Below are 19,139 nucleotides of genomic sequence, written 5' to 3'. Positions count from 1 at the left end.
TTTAACTGCTACCGGGAGCGCTGGAGAAAAAATGATTATTCGGGTTACGGTTTCACAATGCAAAGTCGGGCCTTACCTTGTTAGCGTTGGGCTAGCAACCGGGCAGTTAGCTCACCGCGGGCTGGATTGCCGCCAGGGTTGCTAGCCACGCTGCTTCTCCACTTACTTTCTCCGGGCGCTGCTGCCGGAGGCCCTTCACCTATGATTCGTCCCGTTATCGTTGCCACCGGCAGCTACATTCCTTCGACCATTGTCGCCAACGAGGCGTTTTTATCCACCCGCTTCTTTAACAAGGACGGCCGGGTAATCGAGCAGGACCCCGCGCTGACTATGGAGCGCTTTCAGGCCATTACCGGCATTGCCGCCCGCCGCTACGCCCTGCCCGAGCAGCACGCCTCCGATCTGGGTTTCCACGCCGCGGAAGCTGCCACCCTAAACGGGGGGCTGGATCCCGAGACATTGGACTACATTATCGTAGCGCACAATTTCGGGGACGTGCAAGCGGGCAGCAACCGCACGGACATGGTACCTTCCCTGGCCACCCGCATCAAAGCCCGGCTGGGCATTACCAACCCGGACTGCGTGGCCTACGACGTGGTATTTGGCTGCCCGGGCTGGGTAGAAGGACTGATTCAGGCCAGCTACTACCTGCGCAGCGGAGATGCCCGCCGCTGCCTGGTAATCGGCACCGAAACCCTTTCGCGGGTGGTGGATTCGGCCGATCGGGACTCCATGCTGTTCAGCGACGGGGCCGGGGCGGTGGTGCTGGAAGCCCGCACGGAAGGCACGGCGGGCATACTGGCGCACCACAGCCAAACCCACGCGGTGGACATGGCCGCCCTGCTGAAGATGGACCGCTCCTTTGCTCCCGAGCCGGAAATGGCGGCGGACCGCTACCTGAAAATGGAAGGCCGCAAGCTTTACGAGTTTGCCCTGCAGCAGGTGCCCTTGGTCGTGCGCCGGGCGTTGGAAAAGGCCGAGGTGCCGCTAACCGAAATTCGCAAGGTGTTTATTCACCAGGCCAACGAGAAAATGGACGCCGCCATCATGGAGCGGCTGTTCAAGCTCTACGGTTTGCCCAAGCCGGACTTGGACGAGCTGATGCCCATGACGATTTCCTGGCTTGGCAACAGCTCGGTGGCGACCGTGCCCACGCTGCTGGACCTGCTGCAGCGCGGCGAGCTGGGCCAGCACACCGTCGCGCCTGGCGACAAGGTGGTGCTGGCTTCCGTCGGGGCAGGCATGAACATCAACGCCATTGTGTACCAGTACTAATCCGCTCCTCGCTGACCGGACACCAGTTCTTTAAACCGTAGTTGTCCCAGAGCAGGTGCGGGTGCTGCCACTGCGCTTTACAACCCGCAGGCGGGAACGTGAGGTCACCCCCCGCAAAACAACCGGCCCGGATTCAGCTGAATCCGGGCCGGTTGTTTTGCGGGGTGCAGGTAAGGGACGCGAGCCCCCGCCTGATTACTGCATTTCCTTTAGGGAGCAGGAATTCTTGCTTACCGATGCGGTAAAAGTATACCGCAGGCAGTTGGACGTGGTGCTACTGATAGAGAAGCTGTGCGAACCCACGGGCAGCTCCAGGGTAAGCACCCGGTTGCCATTGGCCCCGCAAGCGGGGGTGTTGGTGGCCCGGTCGGCAATCTCGCCCTTGTAGTTGTTATCCACGTACACGGTGAGGTTTCCGCAGTAATCCAGCTTGGTGTTCGTGCAGTACAGGGTAATCCGGCCCACGCTCGGACCGGTGGGGCCACCGGTGCCCCCCGTGGGGGTGGCCGGGCCAAAGCCTTCCAGGTAAGAGTCCTCGTTGCAGGCCGAAGCAAGCAGCAGCAGGCTGGTTAGCAGGAATAGTACTAGCGATTTCATGTCAGGTTGAGGCGAAAGGCGATTGGATGATTGCTACTGCGCGTGGCTGTTAAACAGGGTCCAGGTTTTGGACAGCTGTAGATTCCAGTAGTGATGATTTTTAGGCTCGTTGATCCGGTACTCCTTTTGGCCTGCTACCACGTAGTTCTGGGCAAAAGCCAAGGTGAAGCCGACCCCGGAACCGAATTGACCTTCGGCCCGGTAAGAGTAGACGCGATCCTGCAGCAGGGAGCCCGGATAGAACGAAGGATTCTCGGCAAACACCTGCACAAGGACAAACTGGTCGTCGTACTTATCCGACAAATCCAACTTGATACCGGTGCCTACGCGCAGCACGGTGTAGTCAAATTCCCCGGTTGCGGTGTGGTTCTGGAACTGGTAATAAGGGTTGTTTTCCGAATGGATCACGTCGTAGTCCACCGTTTGGCTGCCGTAACGGGAGATGTGTTCCACGGTTTGCGCTAGCTTGAACCGCTTACCGCCAAAGTCCAGGCGGGCTTTGCCATGCCAGGAAAAAGTAAACGCCGCGATGCCCTTCATGGGAAACACTCCCATGCTGGCGCCCCCGCTGATGCCAAAGTCGACCAGCCGGGAACGCCGGATCCAGATGTCCAGCGCCCCAAAGAAGGGGATCGTCATCAAATCATCCGTTTTGGTTTCCGGCATGCTGACATCGGAGGTGTGGTTCATCAGCATGGGCGTGTTCTCAATGGAGATCAACCCACCCAGGCGGGCATTGATCATAAATGCGCCTTCCTGCGCGACCTCGGCCACCTTGTTTTCATCGAAAAGCACATTCGTCGTGACCGCCTGGCCCATCCCGGTAATGGCAGCGTCCTGCTTATACTGGGCATCGGCTTTGTTCAGCCTCTCCTCGAAGGCCATTTTATCCAGGACATGCTCGGAGCGGTTTCCTCCCTCGGGAGTCTGCATTTCGTAGATGAGGAATGCAGCGGCGGCCCGGTCGTGATTAACCGCTCGCTGCTGCGCGATGGCCATCATCTTTGCCTGCTCGCGGTACTTGCGGCGGTTTACCTCCATGCGATAGGAGCCTTTTTGCTGCACCTTGTTGAAGTCAATCTCCTTGTTGCATTGCTCGATCTGCTTGAGCAGGTGCTGGTGCTGGGAGCTGCCGCGATCTACAAATTCCAATGCGGCGATGTACAGGAACTTGGCTTTGTTGAAAGCGGCGTGTTCCTCGTAGAGTCGGGATACATACCGCTGCTGGTTGTCCTGGCGCTGGGTTTCGTAAAGCTCGTCGGCAATGACCTGGATGTAGGCATTGTTATCCCACCACTCCCGTTGGAGTTGCAAGGCTTCGTAAGGCTTGACCTCGTTAGCAGCGTCGTAGGCTTGGCGCGCTTCGAGGCGCGCCTGAGCGTATTTCTCGGGATCGTAGGCCATGTTCTGCTCCGCGTAGGCGATGTAGGCCTTATCATTTTCCCGGCGCTCGGCAGCATCGGCCTGCAGTTCTTCCTCGCGCTTTTTCTCTTCTGCTTCCTCCTGGGCCTTGGCTTCTGCCAGCTGCTTCTGCCGGGCCTCATCCCACTTGCGCTGTTCATCCGCAGCCATGGCCAGGCGCAGGGAGTCGTGCCGCGCCGCCGCCGCCGCGGCCTGAGCCTGCTTTAGGGCTTCCAGTTTTTCCTTTTGTTCCTGCAGCTGCTTTTCTTTCGTTTCGGCCAGCTGACGGGTGTTGGCTTCCTCTTCGGCTTCCTTAGCAGCCAGCTCTTCCTGGCGGCGCTTGTCATCCTCGGCAAGCTGGCGGGCAATTCGCTCGCTGGCCTGGCTTGCGGCCGGGTCGTCGTGGCCGGTAGCGGCGGCCTGATCGTACAGGCGCTTGGCGCCGGCTTTATCATTTCGGCCCTCCGCCTGCCGGGCGGCTTGCAGTAAGTCCTCGTAGCGCTCTTTCAAGCCTTTTTTCTGCTGCTGCTCCTTTGCGTGGGCAATGCGCTCGTCGATGCCGGAATTAGCGGGGGCGATGCGCTTGGCTTTTTCGAACTCCCGAATGGCTCCAACCCAGTCCTGCCGACCGGCGGCCTCCTGGCCGGCGTTCTGAGCCTGAGCAAAGGCTTCCTGCTTGCGCTGCTCCGAGGCCTTGCGATCAATGAGTTGCTGCAGATCCCAGCCGCCGTCCCAGCTTACGTCGATTACCGACAAGGGGGTTACCGTCCAGTTTTTAACATCCGCGGCTTCCTTGGTTTTGGCATCCAGCAAGTACTTGGAATTGCCGAAAAAGGCCCCGCCACCCATACCCAGCACGCCGTCGAGCACGACCTCTTCGTTGTAGCCGGGACCTTCCACGCGGGCCCGAACCCGGAAGGAGGTTACGCGAACTCTGCGGAACACGGACTCTTCCTCGCCGTGGCTGTAGTAAGGCTTGCCCTGGTAAATGTATTCGGTGTAGTTCGGGGAAGCGGAAGCATCGAAGATGACAACGATATCGCCGAAGAAGCCGGGCTTCTGCACTTCCCAGCTTAGGGCAAGCTGAGTATAGCGGAGGCCGTTTTTGCTAAACGGCGTTTCGTAGCTAAGCGATTGAGTGCCCTTGTAGGATTGCCCCCGCGTTAGGGTGGAGACAAAAAGCAAAAGCAATAGGGTAATGAGTTGCCTCATAAGGTTGCAAGGGTAGGTAGGGACTGTTGGGCGAGAATGAGGACGCAAGTCAGCTGACCGGCAGCTGACCCAGGTAAGCCGCCCCTCATTCAGAGCGGGGGCATGCATTACCGAGCGGCACCGACAAACGTGGGCGGCTGCAGGAAAGGGTACTTCACGGCAAACCCGGGCCGCTCAGCGCGGCAGGTTCCGGGAAAACTCCTGCCTATACCAGGGTAGGCCGCGGAGAAGCTACTTATCAGCCGTGCGCGGGGCTGGGCTTAGCAGCAATATCTGAATGAGGGTCAAGCTCTAGCGTAAAGGTTGGTCATTCAGTGCGGGTGAAGGTAAAATGCAATTGGTGCAGGGGCTTGCTGCTGGAGCGGGGCGCAGAAGGGCACGCGGCTAAAGCAAAGCAGCAAGGGAGGAACGTAAATTGAAGCGGAGTGCAAAACTACACCCGTGAATACGCTTTTTCCAAGCCCGTTGTAAGCTATCCGCCAAGTATGTGCTGGAGCAAAACGTAGAAATTGTACCATTCGGATTACCCACCCGCAAGCAACTTCAACCTTCACTTACTGATTGGATATTTCCAAATAGATTGAACTTTGGTCTGGGCAAAGGCTATCACTTGCTAATGCCTCATTCCACGGCTCGGTATAATGACCAGGGTAAATTGCGCCCGTCATTCACTTAGTCAAAATCAGTTTTGTGTTTATTCAATATGAAATTAGATCGACAGAAACCCGGCTAGAATCGACGATCTCATTGGCGGCCTAGTGATTTGTTCGACTAATGGCCTGCCGTGCTTAGAAGGCTTGTACAAGGCTTATTTCACCTTTTGCTCTTGGCTAAGCTTTAAGATGCGGTGTTTAGCTGCCTTTCTGACTATTCCCGGGAAGAAGCATGGGTAAGCCAGTAGTTAGGCCGGTGACGAAAGATTAGGTCCGATAAGGTTTACTTATCGGACCTAATTGTATCTTGCATTGTCGAGCTGCATTTAGGCTCGACCACTCCTTAATTATATATGACTACTATGGCGCAGTCCACCGAACTGAGCACTACTGTTGTTTCTTCGCCCGCCCTGGCTGAGCTGGCAGAACACACGGCTAAGTATGTCGAGGCGGGTTTAGCGGGCGCGGCCAATACGGCCAAGGCTTATGCGGGAGACTTGAAGCGCTTTGGCGCCTGGTGCGCGGAGCACGGGCTGGGGCCGCTGCCGGCATCGGTGGACACGCTGGCGGGGTTTGTGACTTATTTAGCCGAATCGGGAAAGAAATACGCGACCATCGAGCGGCATTGCGCGGCTATTGCCAAAGCACATTCGTTGGGCGGGTTTGATTCGCCGACGGATGAAAAGAAATTCAAGGTACTGCTGCAGGGTATTGCTCGCGTTAAGGGAATTAGGCAGAAGCAGGCGCCGGCATTTTCGCTTGCGGTATTTAAGCGAGTAGTAAAAAACATCGACGTGTCGACGCCAGCAGGTTTACGGGATAAAGTAATTTTATTGTTAGGTTTCAGTGGTGCATTTCGCCGCTCAGAATTATCGGCCCTGAATATTGAAAATTTGTTATTCTCAGAAGAAGGATTAATTATTGAACTTGCTAAAAGCAAAACTAATCAGTTAGGTGAAGCAGAGGAGAAGGCAATTTTTTATTCCCCGGAGCTGGCAATTTGTCCTATCCGCACATTACGCGCTTGGGTTAAGCAATTAGACCGCGTTAACGGCCCGGTATTGATTTCTATTAAGCGAAATGGCCAACCTTCGGAAAGACGGTTAACTGATAAGCACGTGAACCTAATCGTGCAGCGGTATTTAGGAACTTCGTTTACGGCGCACTCGCTGCGGGCTTCGTTTGTCACCATTGCCAAGCTGGCTGGCGCTGATGACTCAGCCGTGATGAACCAGACGAAGCACAAAACCTCGACTATGGTACGTCGCTATACTCGACTGGACAACATTCGCGAGCACAATGCAGCTAGCAAGTTGGGCTTGTAACCAATGCCGCTCACTACCTGCTCAGGCAAAATCTAATCCGAGACAGGTCATACTTCTTCTTTTCGACCCAAAGAGCGGCGGCCGCAACAGTATTACCCTACATGCTAAGGGTGGGCGTTAGTCTTTGACAAACGATACCGTTTTTTTCAAAGGTCTGATTACCCTTTGCTACTAGCCTTGGTTGCAAAGTATTGAAACGAGCATTTAATAGTGCGGATTATATATTCAGCTCTAATACTGTATTATTTTCTTTCCACAAAATGTAAAGTTTGTTTTTGAACCGTTTTAATCGGCCGTGTATTCCGTACGTAATTACTTCGGCATCTGAGTCACTCTCCGGGGATAGATATTGAACTACGCCCTGATGGGTAGACACAAACAGGGTTCCGTCGTGGTGTAAGGCCAACCCATCAATGTGAGATGTCGTGTTTATGATTTCAACCGGCTTTCGATATACTCCTACCGTAATGATACTGTTGGCAGTTGCAAGAATGATGTTATCTGAGTTGATGATATCAACATCAACTATTACTTGATTTGTTGAGTATATCTCCCGGAGTTTACTCGAGGCATATCTCCATAATGTCCATTTGCCAGACTTCTGACCCCATATCCAAATCAGCCCTGACGAAATCGCTTTCAAATCGTAAATACCTCTTTCAAGGGTTGCAACTGATTTGATAACTGTTTCATTATTTACATTATCGACGAAGTATAGCGAAGCTTTGGTGCTATCAAGCGCTATAAATTGAATAATTGAATCAGCTCGGCAGTAGTTTATACTTTGAATTTTGTTGTTGACAGATGGCTTGATCAACCATTTGTTCCAGCCTGCCATGTAAATACCGCCAAAAACCGGAGTTAAGACGATTCCCGGCTCCATAACAGAGAAACTTTGAATTAAATTAGATTTAGGGTAAGCGTTTGATACGTAGCCTTTGTTATTCGCTATTAGTTGTCCAATGTCTTTGTTTTGCGCCCAACAAGCGTGTTGGAAGATGAGGCCTATTCCCAAGGCTAGCACCCAGAGCTTCGAAGCTTTACTCATTGTTGGGCGAATTAGAACGTATTAACTCATCTACGTGATTATAACGGCCCCGAGTCAACCATTTTCTTAGCACTCCAATAAAACGCTTGGGTACATTTGCCATGAAGGTTTCGCTGTTTTGCGAAAATGCGACCTCGTCTTCTGTGGTAGTCACCCCATTAATCCCAGACATCATAAAATTCGTGTTCTCCTCGTTGAACTGGTCTAGAGTCCTTTCTTCGTAAAGGCTGAGTTCTGCCTGCGCCGCACGGTATGGCTCGTAAATTTTACTTAGTACCCCGCTCCCCGCTTTATCCCATTGAAGGATTCGGGATTTAATGTTATGGATAATATCGGAGCGGACCTGATCTTCGAACGACCAAACTTGGGTATTGCTTTCTGGTCTGTCGTTGTAATCAGAGCCGAAGAGTTGAATGTTTGCCTGTTCCTTAAACTGGTCTAAATATGCATCTTTTAAAGAATTTAGTTTATCAATTAAATACTCCTTGGTAGAATTAACTAAATATTGATTTTGCCCTCCATCAAAGGCTTTGTCAGCCAGTTCGTTTTTGTTGCTAACTTGTAAGGATTGGGCATAGTCCTTATCGTAAGCGGGGAGATTATCCATTCTGCTGGTGGCCCTAAATTCGGCTAACCTTCTATCAGTTTCGGCGGAATTTTCGGCCAGCCTTTGGTTCAAGCGCTCTAGACTAGCATCCATTAGAGCTTGTTGGCGCGCTTGTTCGGCTAACCGACGGTTTTGTTCGGCTGCTTGCTCTTCTTGGAACCTTCGCTGCTCTTCATCGACTGCTTGCTTGTGAGCTTGTTGATAATTACTCGCTATTTTTTCGCAATCGAGCCGCTTAGAATCTACATCAACTTCTTTTTGATGGATCTTGTCATTAAGCTCCTGTTCTTTGGCGTTTAGTTGTTCCTGTGTCGCGCTGATTATGTGGCGCCCTTTAGCGGAAGCGATGTGTTGGCCAAACGAAATCTTGTCTTGGCGTTCGACTTCCGTTTTACTTCGGCGACAATCACTGCAAAATTGACCTTGTCGGTATTCACGGAGGATGGTTTCCTTCTCGGCTCGCATGTTAGTAAGCTCGGATACCATTTTGTTACGTTCCGCATTGCAGTCATCAAAAGAACTCTGGTATTGCGCACGGTCTGGCATTTGGGCCACTACCGTAACAGGGTACAGAAGCGCCATGCACGTTACCGCAATCATCCCTTTATAGTCATAACTCATTTGGGTAACAGGTCGTGAGCCTGCTGCTTGAGGTTTATGATTTCACTTTGCAGTCTTAAATTCATGGCTTTATACCTTTCCGCCTTGTTGTCTTTTGATGAAGCGGATAGGGCACCGATCAAATTAGCTGCGCCCCCAATTGCCACGCCAGCTTGACTGTTTGAGATTAACCCATCACTCATCACCTTTTCACCAGTTGCGGATAGGTTCTTCATCCCCCCCGCAGTACTTATTAAACGTTCGATTTCTTCGTTGTTGGCTTCGTATATCTTTTCTAAATTCTCAGCAATTTCATTACTGATTACGCTAGCCTTTAGCATTGCCTGCTTTCTAACTTCTTTACCAACTTCATCAAGCGCTCTTATGCGGCTTATTTGTAAATAGGATAAGAAAGCGCGGTTATTTGAAGAATTCTTTAAATAATCGTCGTAGTCTATATATAGCTTACGTTTGTAAGGGGAGCTGTATGGCTTTACATTATTGATATCGTCGTATATATTGGCAATGCTCATTTGGCACAGCATGGCTTTACCTGTTCCTTGTAAACTTGCATTCTCGGCTACTACTTTATAGGCTTTTACTGCATAGCCATAATCCCTGTTTGTTGCGAAGAAATTTCCTAGTTCAAAGAACGCGTTCGGCTCCCCTGCATCACAGGCCGCATATAGCTTCTGAAACCCTGGGATAAGCGATTCTGGTATTGCAGCGCTTTCAAAATGAGCGCCGAAATCCGCGTCTAAATACCGGATTGCGGTTCTAGGTAGCCCCCGGCGAAGCGCTAATAGCGAGTTGCTTTCAATTGGTTGTGCTTCCAAGCTGATCTCCCGTAAGCTTTTTAGATCCCCAAAGTTTGCTGGGAGCACCTTTAAATAGTTGCGGCTTACGTCAAGCACCTTCAAGCGAGGAAGCTTAAACAGTTCCTCTGGCAAGCTATTTAGCTCACATCTCTGAGCATACAGGTATTCCAAACGTTGTAAATTACCAATCTCTTTAGGGAAAGCGCTAATTGAAATACCTGATACATCAAGCCGTTTTAACCTTGTGCACTGAGTTATTTCAGTTGGAAAACCAGCAAGTTTTGAATTAGATAAGCTTGGCTTTAACGTCAAATCAGTTAGTTTTTTAAGCTTGCTAAAACTTTTTGGGAAATATAGCACTGAACTAGGCAGTGTTAATTTCGTTAAATTGTTCAAGGTGCCTATTGAATCCGGCAAGCCTATTAGCATTGTATTGGCCAGGTCTAGCTCATTCAAGTCCTTAAGCTTAACAATGCTTGCTGGCAACCCGGCTAAAGGATTACTTGCAATGGAAACCTTTCTTAAGGTTTTAGTCTCCATAAATTTGTCGTCCAGTGTGACAATAGTGTTATTGCTTAGATTTATATCCCTAAGGGTTGGTAGCTTGGTTAATAAGACAGGTGCGGCAGTAAGCTTGTTGCCACTAAGGTCAATTTTGTGAATCTTTGACTTTGACAGGTCAGCTTTCTTGGTTAATGAAATCTGAGATATCTTATTATCCTTTAACCTTATTTCTTGTAGCTCCGGCAAAGTAAATATTAATGAATTTACTTTGCTTAGTTTAGTGTTGTTGCATACTGAGATGAATGCAATTCTTGACTTTAAAAGCTTCGTGATAAGATCAGGGCTCAGGATTAAACTTTGTAGACCGACATTATCCAACCATACATATTCTAAATTAGGCAAATCAAACAATTCAGTAGGAAATGCTTTGAAATGATTGTTGCTCAAGTTTATCGCCTTGAGTTTCGGCATTGCTTTTACCGATGCGGGTAAGGCATCCAATCCTGAATTATGCAAATTCAATAACTCAACTGTTTGAGGATCCACTTTCTGTTGGGAGCTAAACAGATGGGGTCCCCGGATAACAGCTACGTAAACGGAATCTGGATCCGCGTAGCCAGTCCTTGGTATGCTCGGCGAGCTGCCTTCTGCATCCGGGTTCCTGCTACCTGACCTCAACGCAGGGCTCGGCTGAGAGTACTTCTTATCTTCTGTTTTTGCAGCTAAGGATGAAGCTGCAGATCCTTTAAAAGCAACAAGGTTTGCTTTATGGGACGCGGGCGCAAGCAAAGCAAGTTTGACCTTTATTGGTTCTACATTCTCCACCTCGATCTTCGTCCATTGCGCACTATCAGAGGGGGTAATGTCGGCAGCAAGGTTAGTTGAGTCCCCATCAGCTATTCCTTTTTCGATCAGAACCCCGCTGGTGGTTGCCGGAAGGCGGGCTTGAGTTGTATCCCGTTTAAGGGAGTTTTTTGCAATGGTAGTGAGGGTGCCAAGCGTGGAGCGCAGGCTGTCCGCTCGTTTAAAATGTACGGCTGATACGTCGGCTAATTTGATGGTAGTAAGCTCTTTGTTTGCCGGGCAAGAATAGGTTATGGTCTGATCGTCAACCTTATGGATAAGCGCCTCAAAATGGCTTCCGTAAGTTGTATGTATGACATCATACCTAGGGACTGATCGCTGAAGCGACGTTCTCCTTGTACTATCACTGGCTGCAGTGGCGGATTGGAAGTATTCAATCCTTCCGTGAGCGTACATGATTTTACGTATGTCTTTGCTAGCTATGGTTCTGTTCGTACTATCTTTTGCCTGGGTCTGGCTGGTATAAATTACTCCTGCTTTTGAAGCCGACTTTATTGTTCCCTCAATGGAATCTCCATCAACTTTGTAAATAGTATCCTGGGCTAGACTGCTGCCTACTTTTATCAATAAAAACGTTAACACGAAAATGGATTTTCGTGCTGAGCTTAAGTAAAAATTGCGTTCCATGGCATTTTGAAAATGCTTCTCGAACTAGCTACCTCTTCATGGTTAGGCTGAAGGTTATTATTCAGCTCGACAGTAGGCTTACCATCTCAACTACTGCTCCGGTCATGTCTTTGATAAGATATATAAATTACTGCATTAGTTATATTGTAGAGGTTTTTATTTGTCTCTATTTTTGTTGTGAATTGTTGAGTTTACTGTTGCGACACCTGGTTAAAATTATACATTAGCTAACTCTGCAATCAGTTTCCCGTGGTATATCGCCTTCTCAGTCTTTTCAGGTGCAAATTACTACCTGTTTACCTTAAAAGCATCCTGGGGTGGTGCCTAAGTCATCTCTGTGCTAGGGTATTAAATGATCATTATCAAATGAGCTTTTAAGCTTGATCTATTTATAACCTTGGTAGGAAACCGTCCTTTCGATTAAACTTGCCAAGGTGAAGTGTTGAGCTCAAAGCGCTCGCGGTTTCTATTTAGATTTTGCTTCACCTGCCGTGACTGCTTCGGCCTACCAGGATCGGCCTGACCGGACTTACTCCGCATACTTCTGCTATACGCAATGCCCTCAACACGCGCGTGAATTCCTTATTGCCAAGCTTTAGAGCCCCTCAATAGATTTGCGCAATTTCTTTAGCTACTGACTAGCGATCCCAATACCGGCACCGGCAATTGGGCCGAGCTTTAATTGCTAAGCTAAACCAATCGCCGAAGCACTGCTGCCCCTTGGAGTTGATCACGACGGCTGAACAGATAGATACAAAGCATCCAGGCTCAAATTCCCTTCCACAGGTTTGCTTGCGCTGACTAAGTTTTTGCCTCCACCTTTTGCTCTCCTAGATGATTCGAAACTTCTACTTACCCACCTTTCTCTGTTTAGCATCCATTGCAGGTTATGGTCAGACCACCGCGTCAACCACAGCTAATTTAGCCCCAGTTGACACTGCTTATTTTGATCAAGATTGGGAGCGTACTAATATCCCTGAAGACCGCGTGTACGCCCGAATAGCTCGTCACGACGCTGCGGGTAACACAATCGGTACAGTTCGAGATTATTATTTGCCTTCCTGGAAGAAACAGTGGGAAGGAAAGCTGGCCGGGGAGAATCCCGATGTGGCTACTGGATTGTGTACCTCTTGGTACCAAAATGGGCGGCTGCAATCGCGGGGCACTTACGTGCAAGGGCAAAAGCAGCGCGACTTTCAAGAGTGGCGCGAAGATGGAAAGCCGGTCAAATGCCGGTACGTCTACCAGCCAGCTTTAGAAACCAGTACCGGCAAGTTGCATTCTTATTATAACGAGGGTAGCAGCCGCAAGGTGTTTGAGGTTATACTGCCAGCCAATACGGCTGGCTTCGTGTACAAGCTTGATATTCGGGATGAAGGCGAGCCCCCCGTAAGTTGGAGCACTGCTTTGGCTTTATCATCAATAGTGATTGATCCTACCATGTCCACGGCTACGGCACTGATGGCCGGCTCCAAGGTTATGGCTGCCCAAGGACAGTCAACTGCCCCGACCAAAAGCACTAAATGCCATTGGTATATCACGGATAATCCTAACGACGCGCTTCAATTTGTCGAAACGAAAGGCTACATCAAAGACACCAATCGGTGCTACCGAGTGGCGGCTAACATTTGCCAGGAAACGCGTCAAATGACGGTGCAACCCGGCACCGAGCGTTTGTACATCTGTGTGAATAACGATAATTCGATGACTTCGGCTACAGCCACCGTCTCGGTGTCAGCCCTAACGCAGGCTTGTAAATAAAAGCTATGCGTGTTCCCGAAGTAGCCCGTTTGCTTAATCAAGTAAGCGCCCTGGCCCGAACCCAACGAAAAGTAAACCTCCTTAGCGGCGAAAACTTTAATGTCTTTCGGATTCTTAAGCTCGAGAGTAATGAAGTACGCACGCACTCGGCTTTTTTAGGGGAGCTGCTGAACCCCGCTGGGAGCCATGGATTGGGGGATGCTTTTCTACGGTTGTTTATCAAGACCGTGAACGTTCCTGAGTTTGAGCCTAAGGGAGCGAAACTGCGGATCGAGTACCCCGTTGGGCGTATCAATGACGGCTACGACCTGGGTGGACGCGTTGACTTATATCTAGAGTCCGCGGCTGGCGATCAGTGCATAATGATCGAAAACAAGATCTACGCCGGCGATCAACCCAATCAACTCGCCCGCTACTGCGCCTATAAGCCAACCGCTAAGCTGCTGTACCTAACCTTGGATGGTAGCGCTCCCAGTGAAGAGGCTACGGGAAGGCTATCTCCGGCTGACTACCAATTGTGTTCGTACGGAAAGGATATTGCTAAATGGTTAGAAGGTTGCTGCCTGGCGGCCTCAGCCTATCCACTGGTACGGGAAACCCTACGCCAGTATCTGAACTTGATCAATTACCTGACGGGCAATACTCCGCAGAACTTCATGCACGCAGAAACCAAACAGCTCTTACTTTCCGACCTCGCTAGTTTCGAGAGCGCCGCGCATTGTCGCAACGTCTTCGAACACATTCAGCAGGAAACGACCGCAAGGCTAAAAGAAGCACTATTCGCTGCCTGGGAGACAAGCTTTCCCAATCCAATCATCTTAGCGTTAAAATACCGCATCCGCTTAGGAGTGGGCTGTGATAGGGATGGTTTTCACTACAGCTTTCGGGTGACTACTTTGGAAGGGGACGATGCGCCTACCGAAGTAGTTACCCAGCTTGTAGCCCTAATCAAAAGCATCAATCACGGTTTCAAAAGCAACAATTACAACTTTGGCTGGCGATTGTTCCACGCTTCTGGATTAGGCCACTTCGAACGCCTGCCAGTAGAAGTACAATTCCAGCATGCTAATAATATAAGTGCCTTGGTTGAAGCCATGATTGCCGAGGCCGCGGTCGATCGGCATAAACTGCTTTCGAGACTTGCGGAAGTGGTTTGCTAGCGCGGAAGCGGAAATTGAGGTCTGCTAAGCTGCGGATGCTACTCAGTAGGTCATGTTAGAGGACAGGTAAACGCGGGATAAATAGCCAATCACCTCGTTACTACCCGCGCCAAAACGTACCTGAACCCACTTGTCATTGGTCAGTTCAAGAATGGTAATTACATCGTTACGATTTAGAACTGCCAGGATTTTTGCATCTGCGGCAGGCTTCGCCCGAAGGTTAAGGGTGCTAGCTGCGACAAAGTACACGTTCCCTTCGGCAAGCGAATTGTAAGTGCGAGCTGGAGCGGAGTACGGGTTGCCGCTGCTGGAGCGGCTGCGGCTGCTACGGGAAGGAGTAGTGGCCCTTCTGGTGGGCTTATACGAAACCGGGGCTGCACATACCCCACAGGTACCTCCGCTAACACAGTGCGCGCAGCGACTGCAATTACTACAAGCGCTGCAGTAAGCACTGCCCGTACAACGACCCAAGTGAGCAAGACCAGGTTTCTTGGATGCTCGGGTCGGATTGTTATCTACGGGCCCGCTAATGAGCAAATTAGAAGAGAGGAGTAATAGTAGAAGTGGCTTCATTCAACTTCTAAGGGTTTTGGGGTAATTAAGCTTGGCAAAGTACTGGCAGCCTTTAAAAGGTGCAATCCGGGTCAGCACTGATCTTTTGCCTTCCGTGCGTTCCCGAAACGTGCTTGCTTAGCCATCCTGAACCCAGATATCTTGGCAGCAAGGCAAGCTGGACATGGCTATTTAAATCTTCACTCGCCTCAACCGAAGCATAGCATAAATTCTTCTTGCGCGGAGCGCAGAAGGCGCTACAACGAGCCCAACGAATGTGCAGATTTGTAGAACGGCTACTGTTGCTCGGCTTTCTATTAGCCAACCATTATTAAGTCGGGACCTAAGCTTGGTTTAATACCTTACCCTGCCGCTACCTTTTCCCACCTATGAGCTCCGGTTTAGAACACATCCTGCAACAACTACGGCAATTTCGCGACGAGCGAGATTGGGCCCAATTTCACAATCCCAAGGACCTCGCCTTGGCCCTAAGCATTGAAGCTGCCGAGCTCAACGAGCAATTTTTGTGGAAGTTACCCGAGGCCGCTAACCCGAACAAAGTGCGGGAAGAGCTGGCCGATGTGCTGCTCTACGCCGTGCAACTCGCCGACAAATACGGCTGGGATATCGAGCAGCTCATGCAAGAAAAGATCGCCCGCAACGCCGAAAAATACCCCATTAGCAAAGCCAAAGGCACGGCCACCAAATACGACGAGCTATAACTATGATTGTTTATCACAAAAGCAAATCCCAATTCCTCGAGGATATTCTTACCAACGCCATCGATGAAATTGTCCTGGGGCTAGTTCAGGAGAAGCTAAAACATGGTGCTGGAAAATCTCAGGTGGCGGCGTGGAAGCACTCGCTACAGGCCATGGCCTTGCTCTTGCAGGACGCTGAAATCCCGAACGACTGCGGGGTATGCATCGAGTACAAATTGCCGCATTCCGGTAAGTTGATCGACTTTGTATTGACCGGCCAAAACTCGGCTGGCGTGGACCAAGTCATCATTGTGGAGTTGAAGCAATGGCAACAGGCATCGGCAACGGGCAAAGACGCCGTGGTGCGCACTTTTTTAAACGGTAGCCAGCGCGAGGTTACCCACCCTTCGTACCAAGCTTGGTCTTACGCCGCCCTTTTGCAGGATTTCAATTTGACGGTTCAAGAAGAAAATATTGAACTGCACCCCTGCGCCTACTTACATAACTATGCCCAAGATGAGGTGCTTGCCGGCGAGGCGTACGCCCACCACGTGGCATTAGCGCCCATTTTCTTCCAAGGTGATGCGCTGAAGTTCCGAGCCTATATCAAGGAGCGCATCCAGCGCGGGGATGCGACGGGCATAATGGAACGCATTGACGCGGGAAAGCTGCGGCCCAGCAAGAGCTTGGCGGATAGCCTCGTCGCCATGCTGGGCGGCAACCGCGAATTTGTGTTGGTGGACGACCAGAAGGTGGTTCACGAAACAGCCCTGCAACTTATTAACTCAAACCCCAATGGGGGCAAGAAGGTCCTGATTGTTGAAGGGGGGCCTGGCACCGGAAAATCGGTAGTAGCGATCAACCTGCTGGTGGCGATAACCAACCAGCAGAAACCGGTCCAATACGTCACCAAAAATGCCGCCCCCCGAGACGTTTATTCCAACAAGCTCAGCGGCTCGCTAACCAAAGGTCGGATCTCCAACTTGTTTGTGGGTTCAGGGGCCTTTACCAATACGGAAGCGAACACTTTCGAGTCCTTGATTGTCGACGAAAGCCACCGGCTAAACGAGAAGTCGGGCTTGTACGGCAACCTTGGGGAAAACCAAATCAAGGAACTCATCCACGCTGCAAGGGTTACCGTCTTCTTCATTGACGAAAAACAGCGCGTCCACTTAAAGGATATTGGCAGCCGGGAAGAAATCAAAGCGTGGGCAAAAGCGGAAGGTGCGGAAGTGCACGAGCTACAGCTGGCCTCCCAATTTCGCTGCAACGGCTCGGTGGCTTATCTGAATTGGTTGGACCAGGTACTGCAGATTCCGAATACGGAAGCGTACCAGCCGGAGACTTTGGGGTTTGAGTTTCAAGTGGTCAGCAGTCCGCATGAGCTGCGGGATATCATCGAAGCCAAAAACCGGGAACGCAACAAGGCCCGCCTCGTGGCGGGCTATTGCTGGACCTGGCCCAACAAGAAAAAAGTGTTGGAGGGTGTGTACGACGTGGTGCTGCCCGAGCATGACTTCGCCATCCGCTGGAACTTGACGCAAGACGGCGGCCTGTGGATCATGAACCCGGATTCGGTACGGGAAATCGGCTGCATCCATACCTGCCAAGGCCTGGAAGTGGACTATGTAGGGGTAATCGTCGGTCCCGACTTGGTGGTGCGAAACGGGCAAGTGGTTACCGATGCCAGTAAGCGCGCGAAATCCGATATGACCGTGAAAGGCTATAAACAACTAAGCCAACTGCGCCCTGAGGAAACGGCTGTTCAACTTGACAGCATCATCAAGAATACCTATCGCACGCTTATGACGCGCGGTATGCTGGGATGCTACGTGTACTTCACTGACCAGGAGACCGAGGAGTATTTCAGAAGCCAACTCGCCCTGGTCTCGGCTCAGGAAAAAGCACAGAATCTGATGGTAGCGGTATAATGCTAGCATGAACTCCAACCAGATACTTCGCAAAGCTAAAAGAGTCGGAAAATGTACGAGTAGCTTAGCCTTAACTATGCTTGATTCCTATGTAGAGCTTTTCTAATAATAGTAATTGGTAGTCTTTGTTTTACTCATCTAGCAGTGCCACCCAAATCGCTTTTGCATAAAACTTGCCTACCGTTAGCTATGACGGATATGTTCTGGATGAAACTAGCATCATGAGGTGGTTCAGCCAAAGCATTCAGATTGCAGCAACTGCCCTTCGCCGCAGTTTCAAATCTTGTATTTGAGCTGCTTGCGCTGGATATACTTTATGAACTAGTTAAAAACGCTGCACGTACCGTGCTACTGCCACCCGATCGATAAAATTTACAGCACGGTACGCTAGATCTACGGCAAAGCTTGAATTTGCTCCGACTGCGGTAAACCGCAAGGCCGCATCTTCTTGTACCGCGCGACCTAACTTGGCGGATTGTTGATAGTTGTGGTAGGCGGATGCAAGCCAGGGAACAGCTTCCTGGAGGCGTTGGCTGGACGGCACGCGGTCGCGTTTGAGATGCTGATTGAACTCCTTATCTACTGGCAACAGATTCCACAGCTCATTTACCGGGTACACAGCTAAGGGCAGCAGATGATCTAAATCGTAATCCCGGGAGGTGCGAATCGGCTTGCGCGTCCAGGGACAGGTAAACGGCACCTGTTCATGCAAGAGAATGTCGACTTCATTACGCTCCCAGCTTAAGGGACGTCGGTTATCTGGGCGAGCCGTCAGCAAGCTATAGATATCGCCGCGGGAAGGCGAGTATTCATCCCTTTGCGCTACGCCTTCGGTGAACAGACACCACTCGTGAATGCTCAAGGCTTCAATGTAGAGAGACAAGCGGTGAAACCCTGCCCACAGATTCGCCGCCACCACCACGCAAACCTCCTGGGAGGCCGTGCCGGGCAAAGGGGTGACAGAAGCAGGCAGGCTAAAGAGGCGAGCAGGTTTGGCAAAGACGCTCCATTGCTCGGGACCAGCATACCGAATAGGCATCTGTACCGCAGTGGCGATGCTAGTAACTGCCGCGTCGTAGGCTTTTTGCAGGGTAGGATCATAAGTCGCACGCCGGCGCGGGGTGCGCATATCCGAGACCAGGAAAAACCCATCGGAAGGGAGCACGCTGAGCTTAATGACTTTCTGCCACTCGGCCCGCAACCGGTTCAGGGCTGGCCTAAAGCTTAGGTCGTTGCGAATAACGCCCTGCCGTTCTGAACGCGCACCTTGGTAGATGGGCTGAATTTCATCGGTAAAGGGCCAATAATACGCTATCCACAGCTCGGCAATACGCCGTAAGGGTATCGCTACGCCGTGGGGTACCGCGCTTAAATCTGGGTAAGCCAACACCAAGTCGTTGATGGCCCGCAGTAAGGCAATCTTATAACTCGTGGTTTTGTTGTCGTGCTTCAGTATGGTGGCGATGGCGCGCTCCCCGTCGGTAGTATCAAACACCATACGTT

13 protein-coding genes are annotated in these 19,139 nt (G+C 50.8%); 6 read left to right on the top strand and 7 right to left on the bottom strand.

Annotated features, from left to right (window positions below; translation table 11 throughout):
* Nucleotides 1-201 precede the first annotated feature (201 nt).
* Nucleotides 202-1,275 (top strand): 3-oxoacyl-ACP synthase III family protein, encoded by a 1,074-nt coding sequence (locus ASU33_RS04485; RefSeq protein WP_059068637.1) that lies wholly within the window; start codon nt 202-204, stop codon nt 1,273-1,275.
* Between the two features lie 195 nt (nt 1,276-1,470).
* Here the strand turns inward: ASU33_RS04485 and ASU33_RS04480 are convergent, their stop codons facing one another.
* Nucleotides 1,471-1,872, bottom strand: a complete 402-nt coding sequence (locus ASU33_RS04480; RefSeq protein ID WP_059068635.1) for a hypothetical protein — start codon at nt 1,870-1,872, stop codon at nt 1,471-1,473.
* Nucleotides 1,873-1,905: 33 nt separating this feature from the next.
* Nucleotides 1,906-4,485 carry a hypothetical protein gene (locus tag ASU33_RS04475; protein ID WP_059068633.1) on the bottom strand — a complete coding sequence of 860 codons (2,580 nt, stop codon included), beginning with the start codon at nt 4,483-4,485 and terminating at the stop codon, nt 1,906-1,908.
* Between the two features lie 1,015 nt (nt 4,486-5,500).
* Between ASU33_RS04475 and ASU33_RS04470 the strand changes: the two genes are divergently transcribed.
* Nucleotides 5,501-6,463 carry a tyrosine-type recombinase/integrase gene (locus ASU33_RS04470; protein ID WP_059068631.1) on the top strand — a complete coding sequence of 321 codons (963 nt, stop codon included), beginning with the start codon at nt 5,501-5,503 and terminating at the stop codon, nt 6,461-6,463.
* 217 nt (nt 6,464-6,680) lie between these two features.
* Here the strand turns inward: ASU33_RS04470 and ASU33_RS04465 are convergent, their stop codons facing one another.
* From ASU33_RS04465 to ASU33_RS04455, 3 genes are read right to left on the bottom strand one after another with little or no spacing between them, the layout of a single operon-like run.
* Nucleotides 6,681-7,511, bottom strand: coding sequence for a hypothetical protein (locus ASU33_RS04465; protein WP_059068628.1), 831 nt, complete (start codon nt 7,509-7,511; stop codon nt 6,681-6,683).
* Nucleotides 7,504-8,739, bottom strand: coding sequence for a coiled-coil domain-containing protein (locus ASU33_RS04460; RefSeq protein ID WP_059068626.1), 1,236 nt, complete (start codon nt 8,737-8,739; stop codon nt 7,504-7,506). The genes ASU33_RS04465 and ASU33_RS04460 overlap by 8 nt, the downstream gene beginning before the upstream one ends.
* Nucleotides 8,736-11,531, bottom strand: coding sequence for a leucine-rich repeat domain-containing protein (locus tag ASU33_RS04455; RefSeq protein WP_059068624.1), 2,796 nt, complete (start codon nt 11,529-11,531; stop codon nt 8,736-8,738). The genes ASU33_RS04460 and ASU33_RS04455 overlap by 4 nt, the downstream gene beginning before the upstream one ends.
* 834 nt (nt 11,532-12,365) lie before the next feature.
* On the opposite strand from ASU33_RS04455, the gene ASU33_RS04450 reads away from it, so the two are divergent.
* Together ASU33_RS04450 and ASU33_RS04445 are read left to right on the top strand one after the other, a co-directional pair.
* Nucleotides 12,366-13,292, top strand: coding sequence for a toxin-antitoxin system YwqK family antitoxin (locus tag ASU33_RS04450; protein ID WP_059068623.1), 927 nt, complete (start codon nt 12,366-12,368; stop codon nt 13,290-13,292).
* A gap of 5 nt (nt 13,293-13,297) precedes the next feature.
* The gene (locus ASU33_RS04445) at nt 13,298-14,452 is read left to right on the top strand and encodes a PDDEXK-like family protein (RefSeq protein WP_059068621.1); all 1,155 of its coding nucleotides are present in this window, start codon (nt 13,298-13,300) and stop codon (nt 14,450-14,452) included.
* A 42-nt stretch (nt 14,453-14,494) separates the two neighbouring features.
* Here ASU33_RS04445 and ASU33_RS21910 read toward each other — a convergent pair whose 3' ends face one another.
* Nucleotides 14,495-15,025, bottom strand: coding sequence for an SH3 domain-containing protein (locus ASU33_RS21910; protein ID WP_078062875.1), 531 nt, complete (start codon nt 15,023-15,025; stop codon nt 14,495-14,497).
* A gap of 368 nt (nt 15,026-15,393) precedes the next feature.
* Here ASU33_RS21910 and ASU33_RS04440 point away from each other — a divergent pair, with 368 nt between their 5' ends.
* Nucleotides 15,394-15,726, top strand: a complete 333-nt coding sequence (locus ASU33_RS04440) for a nucleotide pyrophosphohydrolase (protein WP_059068619.1) — start codon at nt 15,394-15,396, stop codon at nt 15,724-15,726.
* A gap of 2 nt (nt 15,727-15,728) precedes the next feature.
* A complete protein-coding gene (locus ASU33_RS04435) occupies nt 15,729-17,636 on the top strand; it encodes a DUF2075 domain-containing protein (RefSeq protein WP_059068617.1) in 1,908 nt (635 codons plus the stop codon).
* Nucleotides 17,637-17,961: 325 nt separating this feature from the next.
* Here ASU33_RS04435 and ASU33_RS04430 read toward each other — a convergent pair whose 3' ends face one another.
* On the bottom strand, nt 17,962-19,134 hold the full coding sequence (locus ASU33_RS04430; RefSeq protein WP_059068615.1) for a DUF8808 domain-containing protein: 1,173 nt from the start codon (nt 19,132-19,134) through the stop codon (nt 17,962-17,964).
* Nucleotides 19,135-19,139: the final 5 nt, after the last annotated feature.

The organism is Solirubrum puertoriconensis (assembly GCF_001483135.1).
Taxonomy (GTDB): Bacteria; Bacteroidota; Bacteroidia; order Cytophagales; family Hymenobacteraceae; genus Solirubrum; species Solirubrum puertoriconensis.
This window is presented reverse-complemented; position numbering and strand designations above follow the sequence as displayed.